Origin of the sequence: Paraburkholderia sp., from assembly GCF_034668105.1 — a bacterium.
Lineage (GTDB): Bacteria > Pseudomonadota > Gammaproteobacteria > Burkholderiales > Burkholderiaceae > Paraburkholderia.
The window spans coordinates 1-17030 of sequence record NZ_JAXDPY010000053.1; the positions used below are offsets into that span (position 1 = coordinate 1).

Below are 17030 nucleotides of genomic sequence, written 5' to 3' on the forward strand. Positions count from 1 at the left end.
GTGGGTACGGTTTTTGTTATTGAATTGCCGAGGATGGTGACGTTGGTGAGGGGGTCTTTTACTGGAAGGTAAGGTTTTTTGCCTACGGCGTTGGGGGTCGTTGATCTGTTTGCCTACGGCGTTGGCCCTTTCCTTGAACTGGTTCTTTGGTATTTGATTGATTTTTCGCTTCCTTGAACTGGCTCTTTGGCTTTTGATTTATTTTGGCCTTTCCTTGAACTGGCTCTTTGGCTTTTGATTGATTTTGGCCTTTCCTTGAATTGGCTCTTTGGCTTTTGATTGATTTTGGCCTTTCCTTGAATTGATATTGGTCTATTAGTGTTGCCCCTGTGCGGGGCGGCACTTACTTTCTTTGCCGCGGCAAAGAAAGATAAGCAAAGAAAGCCGCTCACCCCGCTAGCTCATAAGCGGGTCCCCCGCACAGTCACGGTAGTGGCGCATCTGGAATCTGTGTCCTCGCACATTCGGCGCGTGTGACAAAGCACTCATACTTCCCGCCTCGCACTGCGTGCTCGCCGGAAGGGGGAGCATGCAAACCAGTGGTCTTGTCTGAACGAGGTGGGAGCCATCGGCTTCGCCTCGGCGAAATGCCGAGTGAACCAACAAGGAATCGGGAATCGAATTGCCTGAATTGCCTGAATTGCCTGAATCGCCTGAATCGCCTGAATGACCTGAATGACCTGAATGACCTAAATAAGCCGAACAAGCCGAATAAACCGAATAAGCCGAATGAGCCGAATGAGCCGAATGAGCCGAATTGCCTGAATGAGCCGAACAAATTGATAAGCGTGAATGGGGCGTCGGCGGGAAACGCGGCAGTTGGTTTTAAGAAATGCGCTTCGGCGCGCGTAGCGTCGCCGGAAGTAAGACTGCCTTGTCACTCACGTTGAATGGGCGGGGGCACGGATTCCAGATGGACCACTACCTCGGCTGTGCGAGGGACCCGCTTATGAGCTGGCGGTGTGAGCGGCTTTCTTTGCTTATCTTTCTTTGCCGCGGCAAAGAAAGTAAGTGCCGCCCCGCACAGGGGCAACACTAATAGACCAATATCAATTCAAGGAAAGGCCAAAATCAATTAAACAAATCAAGGAAAAGCCAAAATCAATTAAACAAATTCCAAACAGCCAGTTCAAAAGAATTCCAGCGCCGTAGGCAAACAGACAAACAAGCGCCGCTCCGACAACCAACTCAAAAAAAAGCACCGCCAACGCAGCTGCGGCAAGAACCCTCGCGGCCCCCGGCAAAAACACCCCACTGTGCTACGCTACCCAAATCCAAAACCCAAACCCCGGCGGCGCCCCCGCCGCCCTTGTCATGCGTTCCTGGCGCATCCCAACCAAGCCGCCCCGCAGCGGGCAAATCAACACCTCACGTGTTACCGACCTCGTCATGTCCATCTCACATGCCGACCCGGACGCACTCGCTGCAAGCATTCTGAAAACCGTCGGCGACGCACTCCCCATCTCACAGTGCACCATCTTCGCCTACGAATTCGACGCGCGGCCGCGCACCGTCTCCGCCGCCGACCATCGCGGCGGCCGCTTTCTCCGTGATGTCGCCCAACGCTACGCCACCCACTTCCATGCGCTAGACGGCAACCGCGCCATCATCGGCCGCCCGCAGGCGAAACAGCTTCACCAGGCATTGGTCCTGCACCAGCAGCACAGCGAAGAAATCGAGAACGAAGCCTACCGCGCCGCATGCTACGCGCAGCCCAATGTCTCCGACCGGCTATCGTTGCTTCTGCAACCCATGCAAAGCGTCTGGCTGTCGATCAATCTGTATCGCGACAGCGCCAATGGCATGTTTCAGCCACGCGAACTCGAACACGTGGAGAACATGGCGCATCTGTTCGCGCACGCCGCGAAATCCCATTACGCCATCAACGGGCAGCATCAGCAAGGCACGGCAGCCGCAATGCTGGCACGCGTCAGACGCGCCTGTCCGGCCCTTACGCCGCGCGAGACCGATGTGCTGCGCGGCACGCTCGAAGGCGCCAACGCCGCCGAGATCGCCGATCAGATGGGTGTCAAGGCCTCCAGCGTGATTACCTATCAGAAGCGCGCTTACGCACGCCTGGGTATCTCCAGTCAGCGCCAGTTGTTCGCGCTATGTCTGCTGCCTGAGCAATCTTGATTCGGCTCGCTTCGTTCGCCCATCGGCTTGCGTCTCCCTGTCCCAGCGCTTCAGCCACGGCATGATGAATTCCGCAAAGCCATCCGCGGGCGGCGACAGCGCACGCTCGGTCGAGCGATACACGCAAACTTCGCGGATCGTCTCAGGGTCGACGATCCGCTTCATCACCAGCCCGAAAGTCCGCGCGAGCGGCGCCACATAGGCAGGCGCGAGCGTCACGGCAAGCCCCTGTGATGCCACGCCGAACGCCGTTGTCACATTGTCCACTACGTCCACCGGAATGATGCGCGCCTCCACCGGCAGATTAGCCAGCATCTGCTCCACCGCGCGCTCGTGATCGCGGCCAGTGGCAACGATCGGCACGTCGCGCACATGCTGCCACTGCACCCGGCGCCGCGCGTTCAACGGATGCGTCGGCGCACACCACATCACCCACGGGCTCGCGAACGCGGGATCGCAACGCACCCGTGTGCCGCTCTGACGATCCGGACCGATCGCGAGATCCACGTCGCCGCTTTCCACGCGCTCCACCAGTTGTTCGACCACGGTGTCGACGATGCGCACCACGACCTTCGGTTTGTCGCGCGCATATTCGGCGATCGCCGCCGGCAGTGCGGTCGCCGCGAGCACCAGCGGCGCGCCGACTCGCACGATGCCGGCCGCGCGATTGCGAATGTCGTCGGCGGATTGGGCGGCGGCGCGCACATAGCGCAGCACGGATTCCGCCGATGACAGAAAATCCTGCCCCGCACTCGACAGATTGACGCGCCGCGTGGTCCGGTCGAAGAGCCGAAAGCCCAGTTCCGTTTCCAGTTCGGCCAGCAACTGGCTGACCGCCGACGAAGTCAGCCCGAGCCGTTCCGCCGCCGCGCCGATACTGTGCAGATCGACGATCGCGAGAAAGGCTTCGAACTGACGGATGGTGACGCGTGTGAGTGGCATCTGGCGATTCTAAAGAAAAACTTACTAATCGTGAAAAATCGATTGATAGTAAGTGGCGCGCCAGTGGCCGACACTCGTCCTCATCGACGCGAAGGCAGAAACCCGCTTAGACTTCCGTCTCGCCCACGCGGCTCATGCAAGCCTCGAGCGCGCAGACCTGCAACAGTCCGTATGCCGGGCGCACGCCGGCCACTATCCAGCCCCATGCCGGGCTCCACGCAAGGAATCGCCATGTTCGACCACATTCCCGCCTACCCCGGCGACCCGATCCTGAGCCTGAACGAGGATTTCCAGCTCGATCCGCGGGCCCACAAGGTCAATCTGAGCATCGGCATCTATTTCGACGACGCCGGCAAGCTGCCCGTGATGGACGCGGTACGCCGCGCCGAAACCGCGTTGCTCGACTCGATCGGCCCGCGCTCCTACCTGCCGATGGCGGGGCTGCCGCTCTATCGCGAAGCGGCCCAGGCGCTGGTATTCGGCGCTGCCCACGAAGCGCGGGCAGCGGGGCGGATCGCGACCTTGCAGACCATCGGCGGCTCGGGCGCGCTGAAAGTCGGCGCGGATTTTCTGAAGCGCTATTTCCCGGGCTCGCAGATCTGGATCAGCGATCCGAGCTGGGAAAACCATCGCGTGGTGTTCGAAGGCGCGGGCCTCACGGTCAACACCTATCCGTACTACGACGAACTCACCGGCGGCCTGCGTTTCGCCGACATGATCGAAACGATCGGCCGTTTGCCGGAACACAGCATCGTGCTGCTGCACGCGTGCTGCCACAATCCCACCGGCGTCGATCCAAGCCCGGCGCAATGGGCCGAACTCGTGCCGGTATTGCAGCGCCGCAAACTGATCGCTTTTGTCGACATGGCCTATCAAGGTTTCGGCGCGGGTCTGGAAGAAGACGCCGCCTGCGTGCGCCTGCTTGCCGATGCGGGTGTGCCGTTGATCGCCGCCAATTCGTTTTCGAAGAATTTCTCGCTGTACGGCGAGCGCTGCGGTGCGTTGAGCGTGGTGTGCAAGAGTAAGGAAGAGGCGGCGCGCGTGCTCGGTCAATTGATGTCGACGGTGCGCGCCAACTACAGCAATCCGCCCACGCATGGCGCGCGCCTCGTGGCCAACGTGCTGTCGGACACGTCGCTGCGTGCCTCATGGGAGGCGGAACTCGCCACCATGCGCGAACGGATTCTCGCCATGCGCGGCACGATTCACGCAGGCCTTGCCGGCCGCGTCGATGAAGTGATGCGCGCGCGTTACGTCGCGCAGCGCGGCATGTTCACGTACACAGGCTTGAGCGAAGCCCAGGTCGAGCGTTTGCGCAGCGAATACGCCGTGTACGTGCTGCGTTCGGGACGTATGTGCGTCGCCGGATTGAATGCACGCAACGCCGGCTATGTGGCTTCGTCGATCGCGGCGGTGGTCGGAAGCGTATAACGCGGATGTTCACCATCACCAGACGATAACGAACCTAACCCAGGCAGCGAACTATAACAATGGAGACCCTGATGACGACACTTGAACAGCAACCGGCAAGTCCGCCGAAATCCGTCGCGATGCATCCCGACGAATGGCAGGCGCGCGTGCAGCTCGCCGCGGCCTATCGCATCTTCGACATGCTGGGCTGGACCGAGATGATCTACAACCACATCACGTTGCGCGTGCCGGCGAGCGTGTGCGGCGGCGAGCGGCACTTCCTGATCAATCCGTTCGGGCTGCACTACAGTGAAGTGACGGCGAGCAATCTCGTGAAGATCGACGCGCAAGGGCGCGTGCTCGACAACTCGCCGTATCCGGTGAATCCCGCGGGTTTCGTCGTGCATGCCGCGATTCACGAAGGCCTCGCCGACGCGCACTGCGTGATGCACACGCACACCACGGCCGGCGTCGCGGTGGCCTGCCTCGAAAACGGTCTGGAGCAAACCAACTTCTATAGCGCGCAGTTGCACGATCGCATCGCGTATCACGACTTCGAAGGCATCACGGTGCATGCGCAAGAAGGGCCGCGTCTGCTCGAACATATCGGCAACCGGCAGGCGGTGATCTTGCGCAACCACGGTCTGCTTGCATGGGGCCACACGTTGCCGCAGACTTTCGCAATCTTGTGGACGCTCAACCGCGCGTGCGAAATCCAGATGGCCACGTTCTCAATGGGCCGCGCGCGGCCGGTGCCGGAAGAGGTGGCGATCCGTTGCTCGCGCGACTCGTTGCAGTTCGATCCGCGCCACGGTGCGGGACAGGATGTGTTCGATGCGTTGGTGCGGCGCGTGGATCGCATCGACGCGAGCTACAAGGATTAACGCGGGAACCCATGCAAGGATTGAATCGATGAAAGTAGCAATCTACGGTGCAGGCGCGATCGGCGGCTGGATAGGCGTGAAGCTTGCGCAGGCCGGTCACGGGATAAGCGTGGTGGCACGCGGCGCCACGCTCGATGCGTTGCGGCAGCACGGCTTACGTTTGATCGAAGGCGGCGTGACGCACACCGCCAGCGTGAACGCGAGCGAACAGCCGGCGCAGCTCGGCGTGCAGGACCTCGTGGTGGTGGCGGTCAAGGGGCCGGCCATGGCGTCGGTGGCCGCGCGTATCGCGCCGCTGCTGAACCCGCGGACCATCGTGCTGACCGCCATGAACGGTGTGCCATGGTGGTTCTGCGACGGGCTCGGCCGTGATTTTGCGGGCCAGCGTTTGAAGTCGATCGATCCTGAAGGCGCGATCGCCGCCGCGATTCCGACCGCGCAGACGGTGGGTTGCGTGGTGCATGCGAGCTGTCTGGTCGAAGCGCCGGGCGTCATCAAGCATCACCAGGGCAACGGGTTGATCATCGGCGAGGCGTCCGGGCAGCCGAGCGAACGCGTCAACGCGCTCACCGCCACGTTCGCGGCGGCGGCCTTCAACGCATCGGTGTCCGAGCAGATCCAGCGCGACGTCTGGTACAAGCTGTGGGGCAACATGACGATGAATCCCGTCAGCGCCATCACCGGCGCGACCACCGACCGGATCCTCAGCGACCCACTGGTGCGTAACTTCGTGACGAGCATCATGCTGGAGGCGAAGGAAATCGGTGCGCGTTTCGGTATTCCAATCGAACAGGCGCCCGACGATCGCCATGAGGTCACACTCAAACTCGGCGCGATGAAAACCTCAATGCTGCAAGACGTGCAAGCGGGCAAGCCGGTGGAACTCGACGCGCTGGTCGCCGCCGTGCGTGAGCTGGGCCAGCTTACCGATGTGCCGACGCCCTATACGGACGCGTTGCTCGGCCTCGCACGTCTGCATGCGAGCACGTTGGGGTTGTACCCGCGGCAGTGAAGCTTGCGCGTTACGCAGTCACGGCGGCCGGGGCCGGCAGCCTCGCCGCCTCGATCAACGACAACGCCCGCTGCGGGTCGCCGATCTCCGTCATCGAAAGCAGCGCAAGGCGTGCGAGATACATGGGCGCTTGCGCTTCGCCTTCAGCGGTCAGTGTCTTGCAGAGCGTCGTGTAGACGAGGTCGAGTTCGCTATCGGTCATGGTGTGGGCTCCTCTTGCGTCAATTCGTCAGACTGGCCGTCACGGCGCTTTGCACATTTGCCGCGCTGCCTATACGCCAGCGGGCGAGCACGTGTCCATCCGGCCGGATCAGATAGACGGTGCCCGGCGCCGCGTCGAGCATCTCATGCAAGCGGCCCGCCGGATCGACCACATGCGCGCTGGCAGGGCGCGGCGCATCGCCGGTGATCAGCGTGACTGCTGTGAACGGAATGCTGTGTTCGCCAAGCGCGTGGTGCAATTGCTGCCATGCGTCGTCTTGCGCCGTGTCCGCGCCGAAACGTAGCGCCGTGAAGCAGGGCCCAAGCAGATCGGTGAGATGGATGTCGACGGCAGCTCCCTCGCAAAACCGTTGCAGGCGGCACTCGGGCAGTACCGTGCCTGGCGCCGGACCTTTGGCGAACGTGCCCGACGCCACCGCTGCGATCCAGTTGAGCGGCGACTTCGCATACGCAATCGCATGCGTCTGCCGCGGATTGATCAGCGGCCGCACGGCGGGGTGACGCTCGGCAAGCCCTAACACGGCCTTGCGCATCAGATCGAATGCGAACGAGGGCGGCGCCATGAATTCCGTGCTCTTCATTCCGTAGCTCAGGTTTTCACGCGCGGCGAAAACGCGTTCGTCGCTGTAGCTGTCGAGCAGGCGCTCCGATGCAATGCCGTTGACCACGCAAGCGAGTTTCCAGCCGAGATTGTCGGCGTCGTCGATGCCGGAATTCGCGCCGCGCACGCCGAAAATCGGCACGAGATGCGCGGCGTCGCCCGCGAACAGCACCGAGCCGTGGCGATAGCGCTCGAGCGTCAATGCGTTGGCCTTGTAGACGGTAATCCAGATCGGCGACCATTCGCCTGTTTCACCCATCGAGTCGAGCACGCTCTGCACGCGCGGCATCACGTTGTCTGGCTGGATTGCGGCCTCCTGGTCTTCGTCGTCGCGAAGCTGGTAGTCGATGCGCCAGACGTTGTCGGGCTGCTTGTGCACCAGTACTGTCGAGCCGGGATTGGAGGGCGGATCGAAATAGGCGAGACGCTCGGTGGCGCGCTCGCTCTTCAGTTCGATGTCGACGATCACGTAGCGGCCTTCGTACGTGGTGCCGGTGAGTTTGAGGCCGAGCGCCTCGCGAATCGTGCTGCGGCCGCCGTCGCATGCGACGACCCAGTCCGCGTGCATGGTCCACGCGGTGTCGCCGGTGCGCAGGTCCAGCGTGGCACCGGCGGCATCATGCCCGGCATGTTGTTCGATGCCGGTCACGCGGGTTTGCCAGCGGATCTCGATCAGATCGGCGTGCTGTTCCACTTCGTCGAGCAGGAGCTGTTCGATCTGGTATTGCGCGATGTTGATCATCGGCGGCAGCGATTGCTCGTCGTCCTGATGCATCGTGAAGCGGAACACTTCGGCGTCGCGATAGAAACTGCGGCCGCCCGTCCATGGCAAGCCCTTTTGCAGGAAGCCGTGCACGGCGCCGAGGCGTTTGAAAATCTCCAGGCTGCGCCGGGAAATGCAGATCGCGCGGCTGCCGGTGCAGACGCCGTCGTCGGCCTCGATCAGCACCGAGCGCACGCCCTGGCGAGCCAGCGCGAGCGCCAGCGTCATGCCGACCGGGCCGCCGCCGACAATGGCGACCGCGCGCCGCACCGGGTCGTGGCCGTCGATCAGCGGCGGCACCACGCCCGCATAGTGACGAGGCGTGAACGGATAAGGTTTGAAGCTGCGGCTCATGCGTGTCTCCTGGATCTTCGATGCCCATGGATTGCCCGCCGCGGCCTGAGTGCGCTCTGGAGGCGGTGCGAATCGATGGCTGAAGTATGGAGGAGGGATGGCGCGCGGCTGTCCTCATTTTGGGTACATGACCCGGGACGTTGGAGTGTGCGCCGGGGCAGCTGGCACTCGGCTCACGGCTCACCGCCCAGGGCTCACGGCCCAAGACCCACGCCGCGGGCCGCCGCAAAACCAGCCCAGCCCTCAATCAGCCCCAGCCGCATGCGAAGGCTGCCGCGCGTGCTGCAAGCTTGCGCCCAGCTGGCACTCCTCGATCATCGCGCGGAACGTCGGCGCCGTATGCGAAGCACCGGTCGCGCCCATCTCCGCAGCGCCCTCCGGTGCGCCGCCCACGCCCACCACCAGGGTCGCCCTGGGCCGCCATTCCCGCGTGCGCCGCAGCATATTGCGCAGATACGGCGGCGAGTCCGGCGCGTCGAGCGAGATGATGCAGATGATCGGCGCGTCCTTGAAGCTCGGTTCGTCGGCACGCGCGCTGCGATAACCGGAGTGCGTCGCCATCATCGGTGCGAGCCCCTGGCGCCCAAGCAATTGCACGGCGATCGCGGTGGTGACTTCGTCGAATGCGCCCCGTCCGGGCACGCACAGCACCGACGTCCTGTCGGTCTCATGGCGTACCGGCACGTCGCTCTCATGCCGCTCGGAAAGGTCGGCTGAAGCCGAAGCCAGCAGCGCCTCGGCGGCGTCGGCCGAGTCGGTGCGGGAGAGCCGGTCCGGGAGCCCGTCGGCGATTTCCAGGTTTTCGACGATATCGACCAGCGCGTCGTTGATCCGCGCCAGCTGGTCGGGCATCAATACGCCGCGCATCGCATCGTTGCGCGCGAGCTTGAGGCCTTCCAGCGCGACCTTGTCGTAGTAATCGATCAGCGACATCTCGCGCAGCAGGCGCTCGGCCTGCACGATGGCTTCGTGCGGATCGTCCGCCAGAAGCCGTTGATAGAAGTTCTGCGCGGGCGTGAGGGCGGGCTGATCGCCCAGCAGCACGGTGAGAAAGTTCAGACGATCGGCATAGCGTCCCAGCGTGACGACGCACAGCGTGAGCGGCGTGGAGAGCACGAGCCCGATCGGCCCCCACAGCCAGCTCCAGAAAATCGCCGCCACCACCACCGCGAGCGGCGACAGACCCGAGCGATGCCCGTACAGCAGCGGCTCGGCGATCTGCCCGGCCACCACATCGACGACGATAAACAGGATCAGCGTATAGACCGCCATGGTCCATTGAGGCTGGATGGCGGCGGCGAGAAACACGGCAAGAATGGCGGCGATCCAGATGCCGATGTACGGCACGAAGCGCAGCAACGCGGCAATCACGCCGAACAGCAGCGCCCCCGGCACGCCGATGATCGCCAGACCAATCGCGATGATGCCGCCCGCGCTGAGATTCACGCCGAGTTGCGCGACGAAATAGCGGCTCAGCCGCACGGCGGCGTCGTTGATTGCGGTGGTCGTGCGGTGCAGATCGCGCGAACCGAAAAGACTGATCAAACGGTCGCGCAGATCCTCACGCTGCAGCAAGATGAAGATCGTCACGACCAGCACGATGAAGGTGGTCTCGATCGGCGCAATCGCGGGTGATAGCGCGCGCTGCGCAAGTTGCATCGGCGTGGGCGAAGGCTCGTGGACTTCGACGGGCTGCGGCACCGCGGGCGCGTTGCGCGCCGCGCGTCCGGTGGGGCGCGGCGGGTTCGGCTTGCTCGGCGCGACCCGCTGCAGCGTGGCGGCGGCGCGGCTCATCAGCGAATCGGCCCGGCCGACGGTTTTCTCCTGCACGGTCTCGATCTTTTGCTCGATCGCCACCTGATACTGCGGCAGATCGCCTGCCAGTTGCACCAGTTGCGCCCCGATCAAGCCACCCACGGCCAGCAAGGTGGCGAGGGCGAACAGCACCGCGATAAAGATCGACGGCAATTGACCCATGTGCAGGCGCCGCAGTGCCTGGACCAGCGGCGCGAGCAAAAAGCTGAGCAGCACGGAGAGCGTGATCGGGATCAACACCGCGCGGCCGAAGTACAGCCCGCACACCACCACCACGCCGGTAATCACCGACGCCAGGCCGTGCAGGCTGGGCGTGCCTGGCGGGTATACGCGGTTCGGCCGTCCATGCGGCGGTAACGATATTTTCATGAGCACACTTCTCGAGGTTGACGCTGTCGCTTCGGTGAGGGGCGCGCGGATGAACCACGGCTGAGACTAGCGCCTTAGCAAGTCATATGCCTGGATTGTAGGCGCTTTGACGCCCGGCGAACCGGCCCCTTAGCCCATGTGCAAACGCAGCAGCTCGAACAGCTGCGAACTCGCATACAGCAGCAAGCCGATAAAGCCGCCCACGAGCGTGCCGTTGATGCGGATGTACTGCAGATCCTTGCCGATGTTCAGCTCGATTTGCCGTGACATGTCGCGCGCGTCCCAGTTCTTCACTGTATCGCTGATGTGGCGCGTGAGGAACTGGGCGAAATCCGGTGCCATGGCGCGCGCCGCTTCTTCCAGATGGTCGTTCAACGACTGACGCAGCGCGGGGTCGTGCGCCAGTTCGCGGCCCACCCACTGGCCCATCGCCATCACTCTGGCGTGCAGCGCCGATTCGCTGCTTTGCAGATCGCGCTTGAGCCAGGCGCGTAATTCGCCCCACATGTCCTTCACATACGAGCTGAGCGCGTCGCCTTCCACCAGATAGCGCTTCAGTTCCTCGCCTTTTTGCAGGAACGCCGGATCGCTTTTGAGTTTGCCGATCAGCTTCTGCGCCGCCTCGTCGAATTTCTGACGCAGTTGATGGGTGGGATTCTCGCTGATCTGTTCGAGCATCCGGTTCACTGCCTTGGCGATCGCCTCGGCGCCTTTTTCGCCGAGCCACGCCGACGGCAGGATTTTTTCCATCTTCGGATATTCGCTCTTCACCCACTCGACGATGCGCTCCGCGATAAACTCGCGCGCCTGCGGTTCGCGCAACAGGGCGACGACCTGTTCGATGCCGGCGTCGAGCAGTTCCTGGTGACGGCCGTCTTTGGTGAGCGTATCGAGAATCGCGCCCATGGACTGCGACAGATCGACTTTGGCCAGCACGTCGCGTAGTGCGTTTTTAATGAAGACCTGGATGCGCACGTCATCGGTCAGTTCGAGAATGCCGCCCGTCAGCTTGACGACATAGTCGCCCAGACGCGCGGTGTTGGCCGGCGTGGTCAGCCACGCGGTGATGCTTTGGGCCGGGTCGTGCTTCTGGATCAGGCCGACCAGCGACGGTACGTCCAGAAACTTGTCCTGCACGAACACCGCGAGGTTGTCGGCGATCTTGTGCTTGTTCTTCGGAATGATCGCGGTGTGCGCGGAGACAATGGGGATCGGCACGCGGCGAAACAGCGCGACCACGGCGAACCAGTCGGCGAGCGCGCCGACCATGGCGGCCTCGGCCACCGCCTTGATGCCGTCCACCCAGATGCCGCGCGGCATGAAGGCAGTCACCACGAAAACGCAGGCGGCCGCCGCCAACAGCAGCAACGGTGTGCGCTTGGCTTGCTTCAGTTCGGTTTCTTTGTTCATCGGCAGCAGGGTGGCGGAGTTCAGGTCGATTGAAATGTGCGGTGCGAAACGTGCGGCACGCTTGGCATGCTTGTCCAGAAACGCGAGTGTAGCGCCGCTGTTCCGGCATGGGGTCCGGCTTTGGCCATTCCTTGATCCGCCGGCGCGGTAACATCTGCGGTTAGACTGCGTGGCAATGCTTGAACGAGCGCTGCATGCGCGCTGAAAGACGATGCAATTGAACGGAATGGAGGCACATTGATCAGGTTTCTGCACACTGCGGATTGGCAGATCGGCACGCAATTCGGCCAGTTCGAGCCGGACGAAGCCGCGCATCTCGCGGAAGCACGCTTTGAAACCGTGCGCCGGATCGCCGAGGAAGCGGCGGCGCGCCAGGTCGACGCCGTGCTGGTCGCGGGCGACGTATTCGACCTGCAGACCGTATCGGACACGGTGATCCGCCGCTTGTTCGGCGCGCTGCAAGCCTTCGCGGGCCCGTGGATCATGCTGCCCGGCAATCACGACGCCGCGCTGGTCGAGAGCGTGTGGACCCGCGCGCAGCGGCTGAACTGCATTGCGCCCAATGTGAGAGTGGTGCGCGAACCCGGCGTCGTGACGCTCGACGCCTGCAAGGCCGCATTGCTCTGCGCGCCGCTTACGCAACGTATCACCTACGACGACACAACCGGCTTCTTCGACACCACCCCGACGCCGCCCGGCTATCACCGCATCGGGCTCGCGCATGGCAGCGTGAGCGGGATTCTGCAGGAGGGAATCGATTCGTCGAACCCGATCGCGCCGACGCGTGCCGCGAGCGCCCGTCTGGACTATCTCGCGCTGGGCGACTGGCACGGCCATCTGCGTGTCGACGAGCGCACCTGGTATGCCGGCACGCACGAGCAGGACCGGTTCCGCGCCAACGATCCCGGCTTTATGCTCGATGTGACGCTGACTGAGCCAGGCGCCGCGCCGCTAGTCGAAGCGGTGCGAGTCGGCAAATATCAATGGCATCGCTGGGAAGAAACGATCTCGGTGCCGACCGACGTGGACTCGCTCAAGCTGCGCCTCGCGGCATTAGGCAGTCACGACGTGCTGCGGGTCACCGTCGGCGGCACGACCGCCCTGGCCGAGGCGCAAGCGCTTCACGTCGCGATGGAAGAAACCCGCGCGCGGGTGCGTGCGCTGCGCGTCGATCTGAGCGGCCTGCAAGTGCTGCCCACCGCCGACGATCTCGCCGAACTCGGCGCGCAAAGCGGTTATCTGGCGAAGGTGGTTGCACGCTTGCGCGGCCTGCAGGAGGACCCGCAGGCCGACCCGCAACAGGTCAAACGCGCGGCGGAGGCCTTGTTGCTGCTGGCGCGCTTTCAGCGTGAACTGCCGCGCGAAGCGAGGTCCGCATGAAGCTGGAAAGCATCGCGATTCAGGAGTTCAAGCAGTTCACCGGCAGGCTCGTTATCGACGATCTGCAGCCTGGGCTCAATCTGTTCACCGGACCGAACGAGGCCGGCAAGAGCACGATTGCCGAAGCCGTGCGGGCGGTGTTCCTCGAACGCTACAAGGCTTCGCATCTGAAAGACCTGTTGCCGTGGGGCAAGGCGAGCGGACAACCATCGGTTGAAGTGACGTTCGATCTGGATGGCACGGCGTGCCGGCTCTCGAAGCAGTTCGTCACGCGCCAGCGCTGCGAGCTGAAGATCGGCCAGACGGTGTTCGGCGAGGATGAAGCGGAAGACAGGCTTGCTGTGCTGCTCGGCTTTTCGCGTGCCGCGCGGGGGCCGTTGAAGGCGGAAAACGCGGGCGTTCCCGGTTTGTTGTGGGTGCAACAAGGCGGCACGCAGGAAGTGCGCGATTCCACCGGGCACGCGGCGCAGTATCTGCGCGATGCGTTGTCGCAACTGTCGGGCGGTCATGAATCGGCGGGTGAGGATGCGCTGATCGCGGCGGTACAGCGCGAGCTTCGGCAACTGCTCACGGCGCGCACGCAGAAGTCGACCGGGCCGTTGGCCGAAGCCGAACAGAGGCTGGCGGCGCTGATTGTGGAACGCGACGATCTGGAGCACCAGCGTCAGCAGTTCGACGAGAATATCGCGCGCCTTGCCGCGCAGCAGGACGCCTTCGAGGACGCGCAGCGCAAGCGTCCCTGGGAGCTTCACGAGCAGAAGGCCGTAGAGGCGCAACAACGCGCCGATGCCGCGGCGGAACTCGAGCGCAGTCTTCAGGGGCTCGCGCAGTCGCTGAAATTGAGCGATGCGGAACTGGCGCTCTCGGTGCAGCAGGAACAGGCCGCAACGGAGCTGGAAGCGGCCGTCGCTCGCGAGCGGCAGCAACTCGATGCCGCGCGCGCCGATGTGTCGGCGGTTCAGAACGAACATGCGCAGACGCAGGCGCGTGTGGCGCAATTCGAACAGGTATACGCCGATACCAACCGCGCGCAGGAACTGGCGAACGCTGCGGTCACCGCGGGCGATTTACGGAGTCAGATTGCACTTCATCGCACCGAGCGCGAGCGCCTGGAGGCGTCGATCGAGGCCGCCGGCAACGCGAATGAGGCCGTACTGCAAGCGACGCGCGCGGCGGCCGCAGTTGAAATCGACGGGGCGCAACTGAAGCGGCTCCAATCGCTCGATACGGAGTTGACCGTGCTGCGCGCGCGGACCGAAGCGGCGATGACGCGCATCGAGTACCGCTTGAACGACGCGATTACGGTCGGCGATACGGAGGTGAGCGGCGAGGGTGTGCTGCGGCTCGACGAGGAGAAGCGGATCGGCCTTGGCGCGCTCGGTGAATTGCGGGTGATTCCGGGCGTGTCCGATCTGTCCGCGCAGCTGTCTGAACTGGCGTCGCTCGAAGCCCGGCATGCGCAGTTGTTGCAGACACTCGGTGTTGCTTCACTGGGCGAGGCCGAGGCCAGACACGAGCAGTGGAAGGCGCTGGTCGCGCAGCAGAAAAGTCAGGCGAAGATACTTGAGGTGCACGCGCCGCAGGGTATCGACGCGCTGCGGGCAGCGTTGGCTTCGGCGGATGCACGATTGCAATCGGCCAATGGACGGCTTGCGGCCTTGCCCGATGTGTCCGCTGCGCCCCCGCTCGACGAGGCGCGCCGCAACGCCGAGATCGCGCGTGATGCGCTGGACGCCGCGAGGACAGTCCTCGCGCAAGCCGCCGAGAAACGCTCGACCGCCACGGCCACGACGGAATCGCTCGCCGCGCAGTTGCAGCGCAAGCAGGCGCAGTTAAGCGACGCAGCGTTCTGCCGCAACCGCGCGCAGTGGCAGACGAAAATCGTCGAGCAGCGTGTGCAGGTCGAGGCGCTGAAGAAGCAGCTCGAGGGCCGCGAGCGCGAGTTGGAAGCCGCGCGTCTGGACGATCCGGCGGCTGAGGCGAAGCGCTATCGTGCGTCGGCGGAACTCGCGCGCAACGAGCAGCATGAACGGCAAGTGCGGATCGCGCAGTTGCGCAGCCAGCTCGAGACGGTGGGGGCCTCCGGCCTCGGCGAGCGTCTTGCGGCGGTCAAAGCGGCGCTCGAGCAGGCCACGCGCCGCAAGGACGAACTCAGCTTGCGCGCGAGTGCATTGAGCTTGCTGGACGAAGTGCTCGTCGACGAACGCGATGCGGCGGTGGCGCAGTTGCGCGCGCCGTTGACCGAGCGGCTTGGACACTACCTGAAGCGGATTTTCCCGCAGTCGACGATCGCGCTCGGCGACGATCTGAGCCCCGCGACGCTGGATCGTTATGGCCGTGCGGATACGCTCGATGCGTTGAGCTTTGGTACACGGGAACAGCTCGGTATTCTGACGCGGCTAGCCTATGCGGATCTTTTGAAAGCCTCGGGCCGCCCCACCTTGCTGATGCTCGACGACGCCGCCGTGCACACCGATGCGGCGCGGCGCGATGCGATCAAGCGCGCGCTGATCGATGCGGCCACACGGCACCAGATCCTCGTGTTCACGTGCCATCCGGAGCTTTGGGACGATCTGGGAGTGAGGCAGCGGGCGATCGAGGATTTGAAGGTGGCGGCTTAGGAACCCCGGCTGGCGATTGACAACGGCATCAATAGTAGAAGCCGAAATCCGACGCGTAACCGTCGTCGTACACCGGGGCGCTAAAGTCCCAGTCGCCTGTTCCATCTCCGTAACCGTCATCCAGTGAGAAGTTGTACTGGCCGCCGCTTGACGATATTAACGAGCCGTCCCCGTTGTAATCTGACCAGCCGGTTTCGAACCCGGTCGGGCCGTAGGCGAGCGCGTCGTAGCCGCCGCCGACTGTGTAGGTGAAGTCGGTGAAGCCGGTCAACTGCCCCTGGCTATTGAATGCGTCGTACTGCGTCTCACGGCCCGATGCATCGTAGATGATGGCGTCCTGCGAGTTGTCGCTGTTGAACAGGTGTTCGACCATGCTGCCATCGCTGCCGTACGAGTCATACTGTGTTTCCCGACCGGTCGAACCGTTGAAAAAATAGTCATCGGTTTTGTGGCCGCTCGTGTCGAACCTGGCGAATTCGGTTTCCTGGCCTGCGCTGTTGTAGACGGTCGCCGTTTGCGTATTGTCCGCGTTGAACTGGTGGGTCGTGATTTGATTGGACGTGTACTCGTTGTATTGCGTGGCGCGGCCGTTGGCGTCGTAGAAGATATCGGTGGCGAGCTTGCCGTTCGTTCCGTACGTCGCGTACTCGGAGATGTGTCCCGATGGGTCGAAGACTGCGGCGTTTTGCGTGCCGTCTGGATTGAAGATGTGCGCGACTCCACTTCCGTTCGCGTTGTAGTCGGTCTCCTGGAGTTCAGCGCCCGTTTTCCCATCGAAGACGAGGTCTTTGCTTATCTTGCCGCTCGCGTCAAAGGTGGCTTGCTCGGTTTCATGACCGCCCGCATTGAATACCGTTGCGCTCTGCATACCGTTGGTGTTGTAGACGCGGTCGATCTGACTGCCATCGGCGTTGAAGTCGTTTTCTTGCGTGAGCTGTCCAGTTGTGGCGTTGTAGAACAGGTCTTGGGTTTTGGCGCCGTTGGCGTTGAAGGTGGCGTATTCCGTTTCGTGACCTGCGGCATCGAAGACGACCGAGTTTTGCGTGCCGTCGCTGTTGATGACGCGGTCGATCTGACTGCCATCGGCGTTGAAGTCGTTTTCGCGCGTCAG

At 63.3% G+C, this 17030-nt stretch carries 13 protein-coding genes; 6 read left to right on the forward strand and 7 right to left on the reverse strand.

Annotated features, from left to right (window positions below):
• Positions 1–1049 precede the first annotated feature (1049 nt).
• Positions 1050–1250 (reverse strand): hypothetical protein, encoded by a 201-nt coding sequence (locus QOC89_RS02670; protein WP_323043604.1) that lies wholly within the window; start codon positions 1248–1250, stop codon positions 1050–1052.
• A gap of 64 nt (positions 1251–1314) precedes the next feature.
• Between QOC89_RS02670 and QOC89_RS02675 the strand changes: the two genes are divergently transcribed.
• Complete coding sequence (locus QOC89_RS02675; RefSeq protein WP_323043605.1) at positions 1315–2136, forward strand: helix-turn-helix transcriptional regulator; 822 nt, start codon at positions 1315–1317, stop codon at positions 2134–2136.
• Here the strand turns inward: QOC89_RS02675 and QOC89_RS02680 are convergent.
• Positions 2110–3078, reverse strand: coding sequence for a LysR family transcriptional regulator (locus QOC89_RS02680; protein WP_323043606.1), 969 nt, complete (start codon positions 3076–3078; stop codon positions 2110–2112). The two genes, QOC89_RS02675 and QOC89_RS02680, sit on opposite strands and share 27 nt — an antisense overlap.
• A gap of 231 nt (positions 3079–3309) precedes the next feature.
• Here QOC89_RS02680 and QOC89_RS02685 point away from each other — a divergent pair, with 231 nt between their 5' ends.
• The 3 genes from QOC89_RS02685 to QOC89_RS02695 all read left to right on the forward strand — a co-directional run bounded on the left by QOC89_RS02685 (position 3310) and on the right by QOC89_RS02695 (position 6384).
• Positions 3310–4509 carry an amino acid aminotransferase gene (locus tag QOC89_RS02685; RefSeq protein WP_323043607.1) on the forward strand — a complete coding sequence of 400 codons (1200 nt, stop codon included), beginning with the start codon at positions 3310–3312 and terminating at the stop codon, positions 4507–4509.
• A gap of 71 nt (positions 4510–4580) precedes the next feature.
• Entirely contained in the window at positions 4581–5372 is a 792-nt protein-coding gene (locus tag QOC89_RS02690) for a class II aldolase/adducin family protein (RefSeq protein WP_323043608.1), read from the forward strand.
• A 28-nt stretch (positions 5373–5400) separates the two neighbouring features.
• Positions 5401–6384 (forward strand): 2-dehydropantoate 2-reductase, encoded by a 984-nt coding sequence (locus QOC89_RS02695; RefSeq protein ID WP_323043609.1) that lies wholly within the window; start codon positions 5401–5403, stop codon positions 6382–6384.
• Positions 6385–6394: 10 nt separating this feature from the next.
• Here QOC89_RS02695 and QOC89_RS02700 read toward each other — a convergent pair whose 3' ends face one another.
• The 4 genes from QOC89_RS02700 to QOC89_RS02715 all read right to left on the reverse strand — a co-directional run bounded on the left by QOC89_RS02700 (position 6395) and on the right by QOC89_RS02715 (position 11918).
• Positions 6395–6586, reverse strand: coding sequence for a hypothetical protein (locus QOC89_RS02700; RefSeq protein WP_323043610.1), 192 nt, complete (start codon positions 6584–6586; stop codon positions 6395–6397).
• Between the two features lie 19 nt (positions 6587–6605).
• Positions 6606–8324, reverse strand: a complete 1719-nt coding sequence (locus tag QOC89_RS02705) for an FAD-dependent oxidoreductase (RefSeq protein WP_323043611.1) — start codon at positions 8322–8324, stop codon at positions 6606–6608.
• A 243-nt stretch (positions 8325–8567) separates the two neighbouring features.
• Positions 8568–10508, reverse strand: a complete 1941-nt coding sequence (locus tag QOC89_RS02710) for an AI-2E family transporter (protein WP_323043612.1) — start codon at positions 10506–10508, stop codon at positions 8568–8570.
• A 129-nt stretch (positions 10509–10637) separates the two neighbouring features.
• Positions 10638–11918, reverse strand: a complete 1281-nt coding sequence (locus QOC89_RS02715) for a DUF445 domain-containing protein (protein ID WP_323043613.1) — start codon at positions 11916–11918, stop codon at positions 10638–10640.
• A gap of 237 nt (positions 11919–12155) precedes the next feature.
• Between QOC89_RS02715 and QOC89_RS02720 the strand changes: the two genes are divergently transcribed.
• Positions 12156–13298, forward strand: coding sequence for a DNA repair exonuclease (locus QOC89_RS02720; protein WP_323043614.1), 1143 nt, complete (start codon positions 12156–12158; stop codon positions 13296–13298).
• Positions 13295–15919, forward strand: coding sequence for an AAA family ATPase (locus QOC89_RS02725; RefSeq protein ID WP_323043615.1), 2625 nt, complete (start codon positions 13295–13297; stop codon positions 15917–15919). The genes QOC89_RS02720 and QOC89_RS02725 overlap by 4 nt, the downstream gene beginning before the upstream one ends.
• A gap of 28 nt (positions 15920–15947) precedes the next feature.
• Here QOC89_RS02725 and QOC89_RS02730 read toward each other — a convergent pair.
• A partial coding sequence (locus QOC89_RS02730) for a hypothetical protein (RefSeq protein ID WP_323043616.1) occupies positions 15948–17030 on the reverse strand: 1083 nt, incomplete at its 5' end.

Bases quoted from the DNA above. Each gene is read 5' to 3' on its own strand.
- QOC89_RS02695 (WP_323043609.1), top strand. From the start codon at position 5,401: ATGAAAGTAGCAATCTACGGTGCAGGCGCGATCGGCGGCTGGATAGGC.
- QOC89_RS02675 (WP_323043605.1), top strand. From the start codon at position 1,315: ATGCGTTCCTGGCGCATCCCAACCAAGCCGCCCCGCAGCGGGCAAATC.
- QOC89_RS02725 (WP_323043615.1), top strand. From the start codon at position 13,295: ATGAAGCTGGAAAGCATCGCGATTCAGGAGTTCAAGCAGTTCACCGGC.
- QOC89_RS02690 (WP_323043608.1), top strand. From the start codon at position 4,581: ATGACGACACTTGAACAGCAACCGGCAAGTCCGCCGAAATCCGTCGCG.
- QOC89_RS02680 (WP_323043606.1), bottom strand. From the start codon at position 3,078: ATGCCACTCACACGCGTCACCATCCGTCAGTTCGAAGCCTTTCTCGCG.
- QOC89_RS02710 (WP_323043612.1), bottom strand. From the start codon at position 10,508: ATGAAAATATCGTTACCGCCGCATGGACGGCCGAACCGCGTATACCCG.
- QOC89_RS02715 (WP_323043613.1), bottom strand. From the start codon at position 11,918: ATGAACAAAGAAACCGAACTGAAGCAAGCCAAGCGCACACCGTTGCTG.
- QOC89_RS02700 (WP_323043610.1), bottom strand. From the start codon at position 6,586: ATGACCGATAGCGAACTCGACCTCGTCTACACGACGCTCTGCAAGACA.
- QOC89_RS02685 (WP_323043607.1), top strand. From the start codon at position 3,310: ATGTTCGACCACATTCCCGCCTACCCCGGCGACCCGATCCTGAGCCTG.
- QOC89_RS02705 (WP_323043611.1), bottom strand. From the start codon at position 8,324: ATGAGCCGCAGCTTCAAACCTTATCCGTTCACGCCTCGTCACTATGCG.